14 protein-coding genes are annotated in these 15,227 nt (G+C 37.1%); 5 read left to right on the top strand and 9 right to left on the bottom strand.

The features are described 5' to 3' along the window. Positions 1 to 113: 113 nt before the first annotated feature. Genes MT489_RS13055 through MT489_RS13045 form a run of 3 tightly spaced genes read left to right on the top strand, consistent with a single transcriptional unit; the run spans position 114 to position 2,380 of the window. Positions 114 to 236 (top strand): cytochrome C oxidase subunit II, encoded by a 123-nt coding sequence (locus tag MT489_RS13055; protein WP_244682003.1) that lies wholly within the window; start codon positions 114 to 116, stop codon positions 234 to 236. Positions 237 to 257: 21 nt separating this feature from the next. Further along, complete coding sequence (locus MT489_RS13050) at positions 258 to 731, top strand: cytochrome c oxidase subunit II (RefSeq protein ID WP_244682002.1); 474 nt, start codon at positions 258 to 260, stop codon at positions 729 to 731. Continuing rightward, positions 728 to 2,380 carry a b(o/a)3-type cytochrome-c oxidase subunit 1 gene (locus MT489_RS13045; RefSeq protein WP_244682001.1) on the top strand — a complete coding sequence of 551 codons (1,653 nt, stop codon included), beginning with the start codon at positions 728 to 730 and terminating at the stop codon, positions 2,378 to 2,380. Before MT489_RS13050 ends, MT489_RS13045 begins: the two co-directional genes overlap by 4 nt. 135 nt (positions 2,381 to 2,515) lie before the next feature. On the opposite strand, the gene MT489_RS13040 is transcribed toward MT489_RS13045, so the two are convergent. The 9 genes from MT489_RS13040 to MT489_RS13000 all read right to left on the bottom strand — a co-directional run bounded on the left by MT489_RS13040 (position 2,516) and on the right by MT489_RS13000 (position 13,497). Beyond that, positions 2,516 to 4,261 carry a glycoside hydrolase family 35 protein gene (locus MT489_RS13040; protein WP_244682000.1) on the bottom strand — a complete coding sequence of 582 codons (1,746 nt, stop codon included), beginning with the start codon at positions 4,259 to 4,261 and terminating at the stop codon, positions 2,516 to 2,518. Then, on the bottom strand, positions 4,242 to 5,420 hold the full coding sequence (locus tag MT489_RS13035) for a Gfo/Idh/MocA family protein (protein ID WP_244681999.1): 1,179 nt from the start codon (positions 5,418 to 5,420) through the stop codon (positions 4,242 to 4,244). Before MT489_RS13035 ends, MT489_RS13040 begins: the two co-directional genes overlap by 20 nt. 147 nt (positions 5,421 to 5,567) lie before the next feature. Continuing rightward, a complete protein-coding gene (locus MT489_RS13030; RefSeq protein WP_244681998.1) occupies positions 5,568 to 6,440 on the bottom strand; it encodes an ROK family protein in 873 nt (290 codons plus the stop codon). Further along, positions 6,437 to 7,123 (bottom strand): N-acetylmannosamine-6-phosphate 2-epimerase, encoded by a 687-nt coding sequence (locus MT489_RS13025; RefSeq protein WP_244681997.1) that lies wholly within the window; start codon positions 7,121 to 7,123, stop codon positions 6,437 to 6,439. The genes MT489_RS13030 and MT489_RS13025 overlap by 4 nt, the downstream gene beginning before the upstream one ends. A 240-nt stretch (positions 7,124 to 7,363) precedes the next feature. Next, the gene (locus MT489_RS13020) at positions 7,364 to 8,704 is read right to left on the bottom strand and encodes a sialidase family protein (RefSeq protein WP_244681996.1); all 1,341 of its coding nucleotides are present in this window, start codon (positions 8,702 to 8,704) and stop codon (positions 7,364 to 7,366) included. Positions 8,705 to 8,956: 252 nt separating this feature from the next. Then, positions 8,957 to 10,660, bottom strand: a complete 1,704-nt coding sequence (locus tag MT489_RS13015; RefSeq protein ID WP_244681995.1) for a type 2 periplasmic-binding domain-containing protein — start codon at positions 10,658 to 10,660, stop codon at positions 8,957 to 8,959. Between the two features lie 27 nt (positions 10,661 to 10,687). Next, positions 10,688 to 11,569 carry a carbohydrate ABC transporter permease gene (locus tag MT489_RS13010; RefSeq protein WP_244681994.1) on the bottom strand — a complete coding sequence of 294 codons (882 nt, stop codon included), beginning with the start codon at positions 11,567 to 11,569 and terminating at the stop codon, positions 10,688 to 10,690. 17 nt (positions 11,570 to 11,586) lie between these two features. Continuing rightward, complete coding sequence (locus MT489_RS13005) at positions 11,587 to 12,540, bottom strand: ABC transporter permease (protein WP_244681993.1); 954 nt, start codon at positions 12,538 to 12,540, stop codon at positions 11,587 to 11,589. A 33-nt stretch (positions 12,541 to 12,573) separates the two neighbouring features. Then, positions 12,574 to 13,497, bottom strand: coding sequence for a dihydrodipicolinate synthase family protein (locus tag MT489_RS13000; protein ID WP_244681992.1), 924 nt, complete (start codon positions 13,495 to 13,497; stop codon positions 12,574 to 12,576). A 308-nt stretch (positions 13,498 to 13,805) separates the two neighbouring features. Here MT489_RS13000 and MT489_RS12995 point away from each other — a divergent pair, with 308 nt between their 5' ends. Both MT489_RS12995 and MT489_RS12990 read left to right on the top strand, forming a co-directional pair. Then, on the top strand, positions 13,806 to 14,498 hold the full coding sequence (locus tag MT489_RS12995) for a FadR/GntR family transcriptional regulator (RefSeq protein WP_244681991.1): 693 nt from the start codon (positions 13,806 to 13,808) through the stop codon (positions 14,496 to 14,498). Between the two features lie 23 nt (positions 14,499 to 14,521). After that, positions 14,522 to 15,205: a FadR/GntR family transcriptional regulator gene (locus tag MT489_RS12990; protein WP_244681990.1), complete on the top strand. Its 684-nt coding sequence runs from the start codon at positions 14,522 to 14,524 to the stop codon at positions 15,203 to 15,205. Positions 15,206 to 15,227 lie beyond the last annotated feature (22 nt).

The following is a 15,227-nucleotide window of genomic DNA, read 5'->3' as shown; positions in this document are numbered from 1 at the left end:
CTAAATTTCAACATTGTGCATTTTTTAACATAAGGTGTGACTTTTATCACTGTGATGCGAATCACAAAAAAGTACGATTTAATCATAAACCAGCAATTATAGGAGGATGCGAAATGGCCAAAAAGAAGCATGGGTCAGATGTAAACCTTAAAGGAACGCTCATCAGTGTTTTCGCAGTTGGAATTATCATTTTAGTTATGTGGTTTGCCGTTTATGGTCTTTATGTATCCAGATAAAAACGAAAAGTAGGTGAGAAAATGGATTTTCATAAGTATGAAAAAATTTGGTTAGTATTCGGAATTTTATCATTGGTCATTTTTTTAAGTATTGTTGGGATCACGGCATTTGGGCAAGGGCATACACCTGCAGGGGGAATGGATACGATAGATCCGGAAAAAGTGAGTGAGATAGCCCCATTTGACAACCCGGGTGTAAAGCAACTTGATAAAAATACGTATGAAGTGGCATTAGTAGCTAAAGCTTTCGGATACGAACCTTCCGAAATTAAAGTTCCAGTTGGAAAAGAAATTATTTTTACATTAACAAGTACAGATGTTGTTCACAGTTTCACCATAAAAGATACAAAAGTTAACATGATGGTTGTGCCCGGAAGAATAACTCATAAAAGCTACACATTCGATAAACCGGGAAAATATTTAGTTCTATGTAATGAATACTGCGGTACAGGTCACCATTTTATGTCAACAGAGATTGAGGTGTATGAACCATGATAGGAATTCAGGATCGTAAGCTCGCTTTATGGAATATCGGAGTTGCATACATTGCCTTTATTATTGGAACCTTTTGTGGATTGCTTCAAGTATTTGTGCGAAACAATTCACTCGATCTTCCTACATGGCTGAATTATTATCAAATTTTAACAGCACATGGCGTATTACTTGCACTTATCTTTACAACATTCTTTATTTTCGCCTTTTTAATCGCCGGAATGAGTAAATCTTTAGGCGGTTTTGGACCGAAAGTTAATTTATTCGCTTGGCTAGGATTTATTGTAACAACAATCGGAACAGCACTTGCAACCGTTATGATTATCTCAGGTAAAGCATCCGTTCTCTATACGTTTTACGCCCCACTAAAAGCAAGTGGATGGTATTATGTCGCACTAGCACTCGTTATTATCGGTACTTGGTTAAGCAGCTTTGCACTATTAGGTCATTATGTTGCATGGAAAAAACGAAATAAAGGTCAGTTAAGTCCATTGTTTGCGTACATGACTGTCGCTACTCTAATCTTATGGCTTATTGCTTGTCTAGGAGTCGTCGCAACGGTAGTGTTCCAATACATTCCTTGGGCATTTGGTTGGGTGGATACGATTAATGTGGAATTAAGCCGGTCCTTATTCTGGTATTTCGGACACCCGCTCGTTTATTTCTGGTTATTGCCTGCTTATATAGCATGGTATACAGTGGTTCCAAAACTACTTGGGGTAAAAGTATTCAGCGATTCTTTAGCTCGTTTATCATTTGTTTTATTCCTGCTATTCTCTATTCCAGTAGGATTCCATCACCAGTTAACAGAACCTGGGATTTCAAGTTTCTGGAAGTTTTTACAAGTTGTTTTAACATTCATGGTTATTATTCCATCTTTAATGACTGCCTTTTCGATGTTTGCTACATTTGAAATTTCTGGAAGAAAAAAAGGTGGCACAGGATTGTTCGGCTGGTTTAAAAAGCTTCCATGGAAAGACGTTCGTTTTACATCCATATTTATCGCAATGGCATTTTTCATCCCTGGTGGAGCTGGAGGAATCATTAATGCAAGCTTCCAATTAAATGAACTTGTGCACAACACACTTTGGATTGTAGGGCACTTCCATATTACAGTTGGAACTCCAGTTGCTATGACATTTATGGGAATTACTTTCTGGCTTATTCCTTATCTTACAGGAAGAAAGTTCACAAAACGTTTACAAAAGCTGGCATTTATTCAAATCGGTTCTTGGTCTATCGGTATGCTTCTAATGTCTACCGCACAACATATTTTAGGATTGCTCGGTGCTCCAAGAAGAACAGCTTACTCTGGTTATAGCGGAAATGTAAATGCATTGGAATGGTTTGACGGTATTTTATCCAACCATGTAACAATGGCGGTTGGCGGAACAATATTATTCCTTTCAGCGATGCTTTTAGTCTATATAGTTGCCAATCTATTATTCATTGCACCTGAAGCGAAGTTAAAAGAAGAAATTGAGGAATTCCCACTTGCAGAAAGTGATAAATCACATACACCTAAGTTTTTGGAAAACTGGTGGATTTGGATTGGTGTGGCAGTTGCTCTAATTCTAATGGCATACGCATTGCCGCTAAGCCACATGATTCAGCACGCCCCTCCTGGATCCGGACACCATATTACTTGGTAGGAGTTGATTAATATGTTTTTAGCCATAAGTGCTATGTTGATCGTCCTTGTAACAGTTACTGTAATCTGCGTTGAAGTAAATACGGTTGAAGAAGAGTAGAGAAAAGCGTGGACCCAAAAAGTCCACGCTTTTTTTTCACCCTAATACTGGCTTACCAACAAAGCTTACTGATTGTTCATGCTTATGAAGTTCGAAAATGACAATTTCGTTGTCGCCTTTTTGTAAAAGTGGTGCTGGAACATATAGTGTTTGTTGAGGCCCTATCTCCCAATAACGACCAAGGTTATGACCGTTCACGAAGACGACACCTTTCGTCCAATTGGACATATCGATGAACGTATCAGCCACTTCATCAATAGTTAATGTTCCACGATGAAAATATGGATGATTTTCCTCGGTCTCCACACTTGCAAATGATAGTTGGCTTAAATTATTTAATGGTAATGGGTAGACTGTCCAACCAAATAGAAATTGATTGTTCAATCTAACTCCTTCTGTAATTCCTTTAAAATCAACGAGGAATGGCCCGTAATTGATGCGTCCCATATTCTCGACAATGATTTGAAGTTTCGTTTCATCTTCAGTTATATCGACTTCTAAACTAGCGTTGCCGCTAATTCTATCCACTAGTCCAACATACTCACCATTTATATATACTTGTCCACGATCGTGAATATCTTGAACAGTTAATCGTTGCTTACCATAAGCTCCTTTAATGACTGTTTCGTACACAATAAAACCGTACCCTTGACCATATTCCTCCATCGTTAATGGAGCTTCACTTTTTTGTGGTGTGGAAAGTTGCGTTAATGAGTCAAGTAGCGCAACACTCTCCGTTAATTGGACTTCTCCGTATTGTTTTTTCGGCGTTGGAGCTGGCAGATTCATTTCTGGAAGGTCCACATATTTTTCAAATGTTTTTCGAACTTCAAAGAATTTATCTGTCACATCTCCAGATTCCGTCAACAATCCATCATAGTCATAACTTGTAATCGTAGGTTGATAGATTTCTTCGTTATGATTTGCTCCATTATAGAAGCCAAAATTTGTTCCACCATGTGCCATATAGAAATTGACAGAGCCATTACGCTCTAACATTTCTTCCAATGTTTCTACCACACTATCAGCTGATCTTGTGTGATGCTCTTCACCCCAATGATCAAACCAGCCATGCCAAAACTCCATGCACATAAGCGGTCCATTGGGCTGCAATTTTTTTAATTCAGTAAAAGCTTCTTCCGTTCTAGATCCAAAGTTCGCTGTCTCAAGTACATTCTCAATCATACCGCCATGCAGCATGCTTGGAAGTGGACCATCTGAAGTAAAGAGCAGTTCATCTCCAACTCTTCTTTGGATGCTGTCACGCATATATTGTAAATATTTTTGATCGTTCCCAAAGCTGCCGTATTCATTTTCGATTTGGAGAGCGATGATAGGACCGCCATTCGAACTTAAAAGTGGATTCAAGCGTTTAAATAGCTCATCAAAATAAGCATCTACTTTTTCTAAATATGGCTTGTTAAAACAGCGTAATTTAATATTTGGTACCGTCATTAACCAATAAGGGAAACCACCGAATTCCCATTCCGCACAAATATAAGGTCCAGGTCTAACAATGACATGAAGTCCAACTTTTTCTGCGGTTTTGATAAAACGCCCAATATCAGCAATTCCGTCAAAAACAAATTTGCCTTCCTCTGGTTCATGAAGATTCCAGGCTACATATGTCTCTACTGTGTTAAGACCACATTCTTTTAATTTCAAAAGACGATCTTCCCAGTATTCAGGAACCGTTCTGAAGTAATGCATTGCACCACTTAAAAGTAGAGTTTCCTTCCCATCGAGCAAAAAGGATTTTTCATTATGCGTTAACTTTGGCATATTGCTCCTCCTCGATTGGACGATGATTTCCTTGATCGATCTCGATTACCCTTCCACCAGAACGAATTGATTCAGTCGCTGCACAACCAACCGCGACACTCATGCGGCCTGCAAAAGGAGTGGTTAATGGTTGCTTATTGTTTAGGACCAAATTCACAAAATCTGCACAGATGCGTGGGTCTGCCCCGCCATGTGTACCAGGCATTTCTTTCATTTCGTATACAATATCGCTCATTTCATGCCATGTACCTGATTTTCTCGTTTTGACGTATACTTTATCATTGATATCATCGTTTTCGATTCGACCTTTTGTACCGATGAATGTGTAGTTTCGAGAATACTCTGGAGTGAAATGACACTGCATATAAGATGCTTTAATGCCATTTTCAAGCTCCATGATGACCATATTATTATCTTCCACGTCAATTTCTTCACGGAAAGCACATTGTGTTAACTTTGTTAAACTTACATCCGGACAAGTGTCTTTTAATTCACAATCTGGGCAATGTAAATCATTGGGCTTGTCCCCGCCGTAATAATCTAAGCTGCCAAAGGCCGACACCTTTTTCGCATATTGTCCTGTTAACCAATGAATAACATCAAAATCGTGAGAAGCCTTTTGTAAAAGTAAAGATGTCGTATTTTTAGAAGCTCCATGCCAATCATGGTAATAATAATATCCACCGAGTCCAACGAAATGTCTGACCCAAACAGCTTTAATATCACCAATGACGCCAGAATCAATAATTTCTTTCATTGTTTGGTACATGCTCATATAACGCATATTAAACCCGATCATTAAATGCTTCCCGGAAAGCTTCCATTCATCAAGAATACGATCACATCCCTCTGGTGTAATCGCTAGAGGTTTTTCACAATAGACATGCTTACCTGCCCGTAATGCGGCAATGGCATGTTCTTCATGCAAATAATCAGGTGATAAAATTGCAACAGCATCAATATCTTCTCTTGTCAGTAATTCTTTGTAATCGGTAGTAACGAAACCATCTGCATTAACTTCTTCTTTAAAACGATCAAGCGCTGCTTCGGAAATATCTGCTACACCTACAACAACGGAGTTTCCTTCTGGTTGATGCCAATATTTCACGATATTGCTTCTAAGTCCAAGTCCGATAATTCCCATTCTTAATTGTGTCATGTCTACACCTCTTCATTGATGAATTCGAATTTGTTGCTATTCTTGATTTTACTTATGTCACTATCTTATCTGGTAAATCGATAATACTGCTGACCTCTCCATTTTACTGCCCAACAATATAGTAAAGTCAATAATTTACTTTTTAGACTATCTACTTTTTATAAAATTATAAACGGCTCCTACCATTCCTGCTTGGTTTGATAATTTTGCCAATACAATATCAGTATTTTTATAGATAGAAGGTAAAATATATTTTTGGACTTCGTGCTGAATTTCTTGCAATAACTTCTCACCACGTGCGGTAATACCTCCGCCAACGATTACTTTTTCAGGATTGAAAATGTAAATAAGATTTGTGATTCCAATCGCTAAATGTTTGAAAAAAGTATCGACTGCTAGTTTAATATCCGCATCGCCTTTATCATACAAATCAAATATCTCTTTTCCTGTCCAATCACGATCTTCCTTGTATTGCCGAGCAAGATTAATTAGTCCAGAGACGGACGCAACTTTTTCAAACTGCTGACCTTCGATTAGCATGTATCCCCATTCGCCTGCGCTGAACGTGTGCCCGGAATACATTTCTCCGTCAATGACAATCGCTCCACCAATACCTGTCCCTATAGTTAACGCGATAAAATTATTAACGTTATGACGACCAAGCCATTGCTCTCCTAAAGCCGCGCAATCTACATCATTTCTTACTTCAACAGGTAATCCGAGCGCCTTTTCTACAAGATGTTTTATTTCCACTCCAGTATAGTTAGGAATGGATTCGCCAGCTCCGACAATGGTCCCTGTATTGAAATCGACTTGACCAGCCGTACTAATCGCAATCCCTTCAACAGGATGATTTTGGATAAGGATTTTTCCCTTAGCGATCACTTTATCAATAATAGAAGGTCCACCCAAATATGCTTCAGTATCCATTAATGCGTGAGAGAGAATATTTCCTGTTTCATCAATAATTCCGTATTTAATTTGAGTACCGCCAATATCAAATGCTAAATATTGCTTCATTTTTCAATTCCTTCAGCAAATGATTTTGTGATCAATTGTGGTCTTGTAATTGCACTTCCGACAACAATTGACCATGCGCCTAGTTCAAGCATTTTTTTCGCATCTTGTGGTGTGTTAATACGTCCTTCAGCAATAACAGGAATTGGGGCAGTCTTGCTAAGCTCTTCCAATAAATCAAAATCAGGTCCTTCCAATTTAGGACTATCAGCTGTATAGCCTGATAAAGTCGTTGAAATCATGTCCACTCCACAACTAATCGCGTATTCAACATCTTTTTTTGTAGCAATATCCGCCATTACGAGCGTATTGCTGTTCTCATGTATATAACGAACTAAATCTTCTAACTTTTCCCCATTCGGTCTATTGCGGATTGTAGCATCGAGTGCAATAACGGCTGGCTCTACTTCAAGCAATTCCTTAACTTCTTTTAATGTTGCAGTAATAAAAACTTCACTATCTGGATAATCGCGTTTGACCAATCCAATTACGGGGAGACCCGTTTGCTTTTTTATAGCTGCCACATCTTGCGCTGAGTTACTTCGGATTGCTACTGCTCCACCCTCTTTTGCAGCTTGTGCCATTTTAGCCATGATTTCCGATCCGTGTAAAGGTTCGTTTTCAAGTGCTTGGCAAGAAACGATTAACTTTTTATGTATTGCATTGAAAAAAGATTGTTTGTCCATAACTGTATCCTCCATAATTGTTAGGGCTTTTCCTCAAACATTGTTACTATTTTAATAAAGACAAAATATATTTTAGCCCCAATATTAAATTTTCATATGAGAAAAGAGCTACCAACTTCTTAAGTACAGCTTAACCAATAATTAGGTAAAAGTCGTTTTTTGGCTTTTACAATTCACGAAACCAGACATTATCAAAAGGAACAGGTAAATCATAAATCATTACCTGTCCCTGTTCTCTTATTATGATTTTAACCAATCAAGCGTAAAGGTTCCAAATTGAATGTCCATACTATTCCAATCAGAATAATCTTCTACACGTTCGTATAAAATTCCGATATCTCCATTTTTAAGAACGGTTAAACAAGAATACCCAAAATATCCATCTTCAATGACTTTACTATAGGCCCAAGTTTTCCCGCCATCTTCACTTAAACGAACTGTCCCCTTGATTCTTGTTTTTTCATCTGCTGGATTTGAAAAAAGTACGCGTACTTTTCCGTCACCTAAATCAGGATAAAGAATAACACTAGATTGACAAATCGGATCTATAAGAGCATCATCGAAAGTGACTTCGCCCCAAGTTTCTCCACCATCTGTACTAGTTGTGACAGCTGTTCTTTGAAGACCATAATGGTTACGAAGATAATATTTCAATTCTCCTGTAGGCAATTCAATCACTTGTGATTCAGTTAAAAATTGCTTCTCCTCTGAAATAGTCTTAGCCGATAAAACTTCTCCATCTAGTTCCCTGCCATCATTTGGAGATTCGCCCCGTTGCCAAGTAGCACCATGATCATCACTATAAATACATGCACAAGATAATTTTCCCGCTTCATTTGAAAAATAAATTGGAAAAACAAGTCTTCCCGCTTTCTCCCCGTGTTGCAGCTGAATTCCACATCCTGGGCCTGAGCCAATAAAACGCATCCATTCTTCTTTTACCATCGGATTTAGTTCTCTTGGTTTTGACCAAGTGAGACCATCGTCGTCACTTTGGATGATTTGCAAAAAGGAAGTTCTCGCTTCTAGCAAGCTTTCATTTGGGTCAACACCTTTTTTAAAATAGATGTTACCTTTAGCTTCACCGTTTTGAAAAACATAACCTTGTTCATCAATAACATAATCTGTTTCATTTAGTTCTGAATCCAGAACCTTACCGTTATTTGCAAGGATGAAAACATTTCCTTCTTGATCATACAATTTTCTACGCCCTTCTGAATCAAAGCCCATCCCTGCTTCACTTGCCCATAGACCAATTCCACCTGGCGTATGCATAAATAGCATAAAAATAGTTCCTGTTTCCTTATCTTGCAAAAGTGATGTATCAATGGCTGCTGCACCATCCAATCCCTCACCTGCATAGGCAGCGAGTTTTTGGGCTGGTCCCCAAGACTTTCCATTATCTTCACTTCGACGAATTGTCACGTCAATTTTATTTGGATTGTCTCTTTGGTCAACAATTCTAGCATCTATTCCTGCAATAACTGTTCCTTTAGTTGTCGTGATCATTGATGGAATTCGATACGCTTTAGACCCAGCGAACCCTGGATAATAAATCGCTTCTGCTTGAATATTTGGCATGTCGCAAATCTCCCTATTTTTGATAAATTGGCTTCACAGCCTTATTAACATATAGAAAAACACAAACTAGTTATTTCTTAAGAAGAAATTCTAGTCTTTCCAGTTTATCTTAGTGAAATGAAGAACAGGTTCCTATTGATTAGATGCTTATAATTAAGCTACTTGTTGATTAAAAAAACAAGCTAAAAACATTTTACGTTAAAATGAAAGCAAGTCCCGCAAGTGACTGGCACCGCGGGACGGCCTTTTTCATTATTTTTTACCTTGTAAAAGGTCAGAAACTAGAGGTGCTTTATCTAATTCTTCAAGAGTTTCCTTACCACCGTTTTTCATCCAGCTGTCAACATATTTATCCCACTCTTTATCGATATCAACTTCACCGACAATAGCTTTCATTCTGAATTCGTCAACAATTGTTTTAAGTTGTCCACCGTAACGCTTATCAAGTTCTCTTAAATTTGTTTCATTTAAAAGATCCCATTTGTAAGGGCGGATGATCATTTTTTCTTTAATATCTTCTCGAGCATACCATTCATCTTTTAACTTTAATGTGTACTCAGAAGTAAACCATTGCACTCTTTCTTTATCATACGTACGGAAGTTGTAAGCCCAGAATCCAGTATCGCCTTCTTCTGGTGTAACATCAGGATGTACTTTGATCGCTGATTTATTAGGCTCGCCTTCCCAATCAGAATGCTCACCAATTTCTCCGTATAATGTCCATCTTGCATCATTGTCAAAGTTAATGTAATCAAAGATTTGAAGAATACGTGCTAATTGCTCGTCTGTTACTTTTTTAGAAACATAGAAGCTATCTGCTAAGTTAACTACTGGTAAATATGCTGCGATACCTTGTTGTCCATTTGGTCCAATTTCAGGTGCAGTTGCAAGAACTTTTGCTGTAGAATCATCATTTTCTACGATATTTTGTGGAGCACGTCCTTTTGCCCAGTCGTCCATTGCAAGGTAAGCAGGCTGAGCAATAAAGTAACCAATTTTACCAGTTTTGTATTTTTCCCAAGTCAATTTTTCATCTAATGTTGTAAATTCAGGGTCAATAATTCCTTCTTTATACCATTTTGCCATAGTCTTTAGGAATTCTTTGTACTGTTCAGATACTTCCATGCGGACTAATTTTCCGTCTTCCATAAAGTTGTAGCCGTTACCTAATTGGAAAGCACCTAGTAGTGTTGCTGCCCAGTTTAGGTTATTGTTGGAAGGTAATAGACCATACGTATCATTTTTTCCGTTTCCATCTGGATCTTTAAACGTGAAATCTTTTAAAATTTGCTCTAACTCATCCAAAGTATAACCATGTTCTGTGAAGAAAATTTTCTCACGGCCACCGCTTGGACCTACTGGTTTCGCATCGGCAGGTACTTCGTAGCCTAGCTTTTCAAGCCAATCCATACGCAAAGTTGGGCCCCAAGCCATACCATCTACGTGTGCATATTGTCCAACTAATTGTAAATATTCGTTATCTGTGCCCTTTTTCAAGTTCATGATAGGACCAGGTTGATTTTCTTCTAACATTTTCATATAACGTGGAGCATATTTTTCTAGCATTTCTTTAGGGATTGTTCTTGTTAAACCTGAATCAAACATTTCTTGAGGAGTTTGACCACCTGCAGTGAATGAAAAAGTATCAGGTAAGTCCCCAGATGCAACCATTAAGTTTGTTTGCTCTTGATCCCATGTATCTACTTTTGTGTTAACGATTTTTACATTAAATTGTTTTTCTAATCGTTTTTGAACATAACTTCCATCTTCTGCTTTCCCTCTCGTAAACGATCCAGAAAGTTTTAATGTTAATTCTTTCGAGTAATCGCCAGCTTTAGGCAACGCAGTGACATCAACTTTTTCAGTCGACTTGTCGTTTCCAGATTTTGAACCACAGCCAGAAACAACTAGGGCTGTTGCCATGAATCCAGCTAGCAAAGCTTTTTTCATTTTCATCCTTTTTTTCCTCCTTTTTTTGATTGGTTACCCTTTAAGGGAACCAATCATAATCCCTTTTATAAAATATTTTTGAACGAATGGATATACCAAAACAATCGGACCGATTGAAATCATAACCGTCGCAGCACGCACATTTGCTAATAACAAGTTTTTGGATGAACCTCCACCTGCTCCAATGGCAGCCGCGTTTTCAGATTGTGAGACATCCATCGCGGTCAACATTTTTCTAACAACGATTTGCAATACGCTTTTGGCATCGTCTTGGATATACACAAGAGCTTGGAACCATTCATTCCAGTGGAAAACTGCTGCCCATAATGCAATTGTTGCGATTACTGGTTTGGATAATGGCAAGATAATTTTCGTTAAAATAGTAAAATATCCTGCACCATCCATAATTGCGGACTCTTCAATTCCTTTATCAATGGTCATGAAGTAGTTTCTCATTATAATGATATAAAAAACGTTTACAGCTGATGGTAAAATCAATGCCCATCTTGTATCTATTAATCCTAAGTTCTTAATTAGTAAATAATCTGGAATAATCCCACCCGAAAAAAACATGGCGATTAGGAAAAAGATAGTGATTGTATTTCGGAACGGCAAATCTCTTTTGGATAAGGGATAGGCCGCTAACATTGTGAAAGCTACTATTAAAAATGTTCCAGATACGGTACGTAAAATTGTATTAGCATATGCCTTCATTGTGTTTCCATAAGTAAACACAAACTGGTAAGCATCTGTAATCCACCTTTCTGGCCACAAATTCATTCCTAGTCCTGAGACTTGCTTCGGATCTGAAAACGAGATAACAATTGTTTGCCAGAAAGGATATAAAACTAGGATTGAAAAGAAAACAAATCCAATGATTAAACAAAATTCAAATATAGAAAACTTTTTCTTCATTTAGATGATTCCCCTTTCTACCAAATTCCATGTTCACTTTTTCGGCGAATAATAGCATTTGCACCTAAAATGAATATGATACCGATGACGTTTTTGAACAAACCAACTGCTGTTGCATAATCAAACTGGAATTGTTCCAAACCACTTCGATAAACATACGTATCAATAATATCTGCAACTTCGTAGACAAGTGGGTTATATAAATTCAAGATTTGGTCAAAGCCTGCGTTCAAGATTCCTCCAAGTCGAAGGATGAAAAGGATAATAACCATCGGCATAATCGAAGGAAGTGTAATATGAATCATCTTTTTAAATCTTCCTGCACCATCCATTTCAGCAGCTTCATATAATGCAGGATCAATAGAGGCAATTGTTGCCAAATAAATGATCGCTCCATACCCTATTTCCTTCCAAATATCCGTCAATAGTAGAACAGGAATAAAGAATATTTTACTAGCCAAAAAGTTTACCGGGTCTCCACCAAATGCGGTAATGAGAAAGTTGACGATCCCTCTTTGTGGCGAAAATACTTCAATAATCATAGCTGACAAAATAACCCATGACATAAAGTGTGGTAAATATGAAATTGATTGAGTTACTTTTAAGAACTTTTGATTACGGATCTCATTTAGCAAAATAGCAAAAATGATCGGTGCTGGAAATGCAATGACGATTTTCAAAATACTAATAAATAACGTATTTTTTAAAGCCCTTATAAACATGAAGTCCGTAAATAATCTCTTAAAGTGGTCAAAATCATTCCATGGGCTGTCCCAAATACCTAGACCTGGCGAAAAGTTCTTGAAGGCGATAATAACTCCATACATTGGGAGATAGTTAAAAATAAATAACATAATTGCCGGGAACAGAAGCATGACATAAAGCAATTTCATTCTCTTCACTTGCTCCCAAGTAGATTTCCTAGGACTTTTTATCTCTACTGTTTTTCCTGTGACAGTTTTCGCTTCCAATCTTTTTTCCTCCTTTTCATAAAAATCCGACTATTATGCGAATGCTTTGATCAAGCTTTCAATCTCTTGATTTAGTTCTCGCAATGATTCCCAATCATTTTCTTGGACTGGTAATAGCGGTAATCGAGGTGAACCTGTTTCAATACCTCTTAAACTTAAAATCGCTTTAGTTGCTCCGTATAAGGATGGATAGCTTAGTAGTTTAGTGATAATAGAGTTAATTTTATTTTGTAACTCTTGAGCTTTTTCAATTTGACTTTCTTTGAAGTAAGTATCAAGTTGACAGAACAATTCAGGCATTACACCATATGTTCCACCAATTCCTCCATCAGCCCCCATGATTCTTCCACCTAAATATTGTTCATCTGGGCCGTTATATACTAGAAACTCTTTTCCACTATTTGCTTTAAATTGCTGAAGTTCAAACACACTCTCGCCTGACATTTTAATTCCAATTACTTTATCTTGAGCTGCCATTTTCTTAAATAAACCTTGAGTCAAGTTAAAGCCTGTTGTTTGAGGAATGTTGTAAATAATAAAAGGAAGTGATGAGCTATCAATCATTTCTTGCCAATGTGTTTGAACCGCTTTCTCAGATAAGCGATAATAAATTGCTGGTACCGCTGATATAGCATGAGCCCCAAGTTCCTCTGCATGAATAGCTAGTTCTTTACTTTCTTTTGTAGAGTTAGCTCCAACGTGAACAATGATTATAAGTTCTTGTCCAACTTCTTCCATAACCGCTTTCAAAACTGCTTTTCTTTCATCAACGTTTTGTAGAATACCTTCACCAGAGCTTCCACCGACATATAATCCTGTCACTCCGGAATTCACATAATATCTTGCTAGTTTTTTCACTCTTTCCGGGCTAACTTCTCCTGCATCATCGTACGCTGAATACATCGCTACGAAAACGCCTTTAAACTTGTCCAAATCCCATGCTGTCAATATATTCATCTCATTTCCTGTTAAAATTTTAGTATGCAATCTAAACTATCATACTATGGTCTTACCAGTTGAAGCGAAGTTAATTTTTATCTAATGGAAATTTCCAGTTGATTAAAATTTTTCCAACGTGTAAGATTTATTCAAGGGTCATATTATGGTCTGACCACTCAATGTCTGTAACTTAAAGTTAATCGCTTGCATAAAAAATGTCAATCATTTTTTTAAAATTTTTTTATAGTTAAACTTAGCAAAATAATCGCTATAATAGGTAGTAAGAATTCCCTAATTCCACTTGAATTAGATAGGGGCGAAAATAATTGATTGTACAACGTAAGCAGACATTATCAGAAGTTGTAAGTGAAAGAATTAAATCATACATTTCCGAAAATAAATGCCAGCCTGGGGATCGTTTACCTACCGAAAAAGAAATCATTGAGACCCTTGGGGTAAGCAGAACGATTGTAAGAGAAGCATTAAAGACCTTGCAATCACAAGGGATCATTGAAATTAAACAAGGACTTGGCATTTTTGTGAAAGAAATTAAGATTCAGAGTATCTTGCGGAAAATATCCCCTTTCCTAACAATCGATAAGAAAAAATTTAAAGAAGTTATTGATACTCGAATTATATTAGAACTAGGTGCTATCAGTCTTGCTATTGAACATTATGATACAGAAAAGCTTGAGCGAATGTCCTTTTGGAATGAAGCGCTATTAGAGAAAGCAAAAAGAGGAGAAAAACCGAAGAACGAAGATTTAAATTTTCATCGTTCCTTAATTAAAGCAACTGGCAATGAAACTTTTGTTCAGTTATCCTCCATTATTTCTGAATATTTTAATATGAATCATCTGGAACAGATTGTTGAATTAGATGAATACGTAGCTTCATATAAAGAACATAAGCTAGTCGTTGATAGCATACTTGCAAAAGACGTGGAAACAGCAAAGCAAGCGATGGAGACGCATTTAAATCATTTGTATGATTTAATCGACGATTGGGAAGAAGATTAAAACTTTTTAAGGCTGTGATCCTATTGAAACGAATTGAAGATAGAGAAAGATTTACCTTAAGTAAGCTCGTTAGTGATAACTTAAGGCAATATATTATAGACCATCAATTGAAAACGGGTGACAAACTCCCTTCCGAACGAGATCTCGCAAGTATGTTAAATGTCAGCAGAGTGATTGTAAGGGAAGCATTACGCGCGCTGGAATCAACTGGCATTATTGTTATACGCCATGGAGAAGGTGCTTTCGTAAACTCGGATGATACTAGTGTAATTTTAAATCATTTGCTTTTTTTCTGGAAAATGAGTAATGAACGGATTGAAGAACTTTTCGAACTGAGACAGTTGCTAGAAAAAACAGCCATTGAACAAATTATAGTGAATTCCGATACGAAACATTTGACCATATTGGAAAACATTATTTTTGAAATGTCTGAGACATCCGATTCCAGTGCCTTCAAAGAACTAGATATTGAGTTTCATAAAGAATTAATTAAAGCTACGAATAATGAGCTTTTTACACAATTGACAGATGTAGTCGTTCAATATTTTTCAGGCGTCTCTCATGAAATGGATGAACTGAATAGAAATAAAGTGGTTACAGAGCATCAATTAATTGTCGATGCGATTAAAGATAAAAATAAAAACCTCGCCCTTCAGCTTTTAAATGATCATTTGCAATATTCGTTGGTCTATCCAAGAATTTCTTAAAAGATGAACCGCCTCTCAACAA

The sequence above is a fragment of the Lederbergia wuyishanensis genome, assembly GCF_022900255.1.
GTDB classification, from domain to species: Bacteria; Bacillota; Bacilli; order Bacillales; family Bacillaceae_C; genus Lederbergia; species Lederbergia wuyishanensis.
Note: the sequence above shows the minus strand (reverse complement) of the source record. Positions and strands in the feature narration are given on the sequence as shown.

Coding starts and splice junctions, on each gene's coding strand:
- MT489_RS13055 (WP_244682003.1), top strand. CDS start 114: ATGGCCAAAAAGAAGCATGGGTCAGATGTAAACCTTAAAGGAACGCTC.
- MT489_RS13050 (WP_244682002.1), top strand. CDS start 258: ATGGATTTTCATAAGTATGAAAAAATTTGGTTAGTATTCGGAATTTTA.
- MT489_RS13045 (WP_244682001.1), top strand. CDS start 728: ATGATAGGAATTCAGGATCGTAAGCTCGCTTTATGGAATATCGGAGTT.
- MT489_RS13040 (WP_244682000.1), bottom strand. CDS start 4,261: ATGCCAAAGTTAACGCATAATGAAAAATCCTTTTTGCTCGATGGGAAG.
- MT489_RS13035 (WP_244681999.1), bottom strand. CDS start 5,420: ATGACACAATTAAGAATGGGAATTATCGGACTTGGACTTAGAAGCAAT.
- MT489_RS13030 (WP_244681998.1), bottom strand. CDS start 6,440: ATGAAGCAATATTTAGCATTTGATATTGGCGGTACTCAAATTAAATAC.
- MT489_RS13025 (WP_244681997.1), bottom strand. CDS start 7,123: ATGGACAAACAATCTTTTTTCAATGCAATACATAAAAAGTTAATCGTT.
- MT489_RS13020 (WP_244681996.1), bottom strand. CDS start 8,704: ATGCCAAATATTCAAGCAGAAGCGATTTATTATCCAGGGTTCGCTGGG.
- MT489_RS13015 (WP_244681995.1), bottom strand. CDS start 10,660: ATGAAAATGAAAAAAGCTTTGCTAGCTGGATTCATGGCAACAGCCCTA.
- MT489_RS13010 (WP_244681994.1), bottom strand. CDS start 11,569: ATGAAGAAAAAGTTTTCTATATTTGAATTTTGTTTAATCATTGGATTT.
- MT489_RS13000 (WP_244681992.1), bottom strand. CDS start 13,497: ATGAATATATTGACAGCATGGGATTTGGACAAGTTTAAAGGCGTTTTC.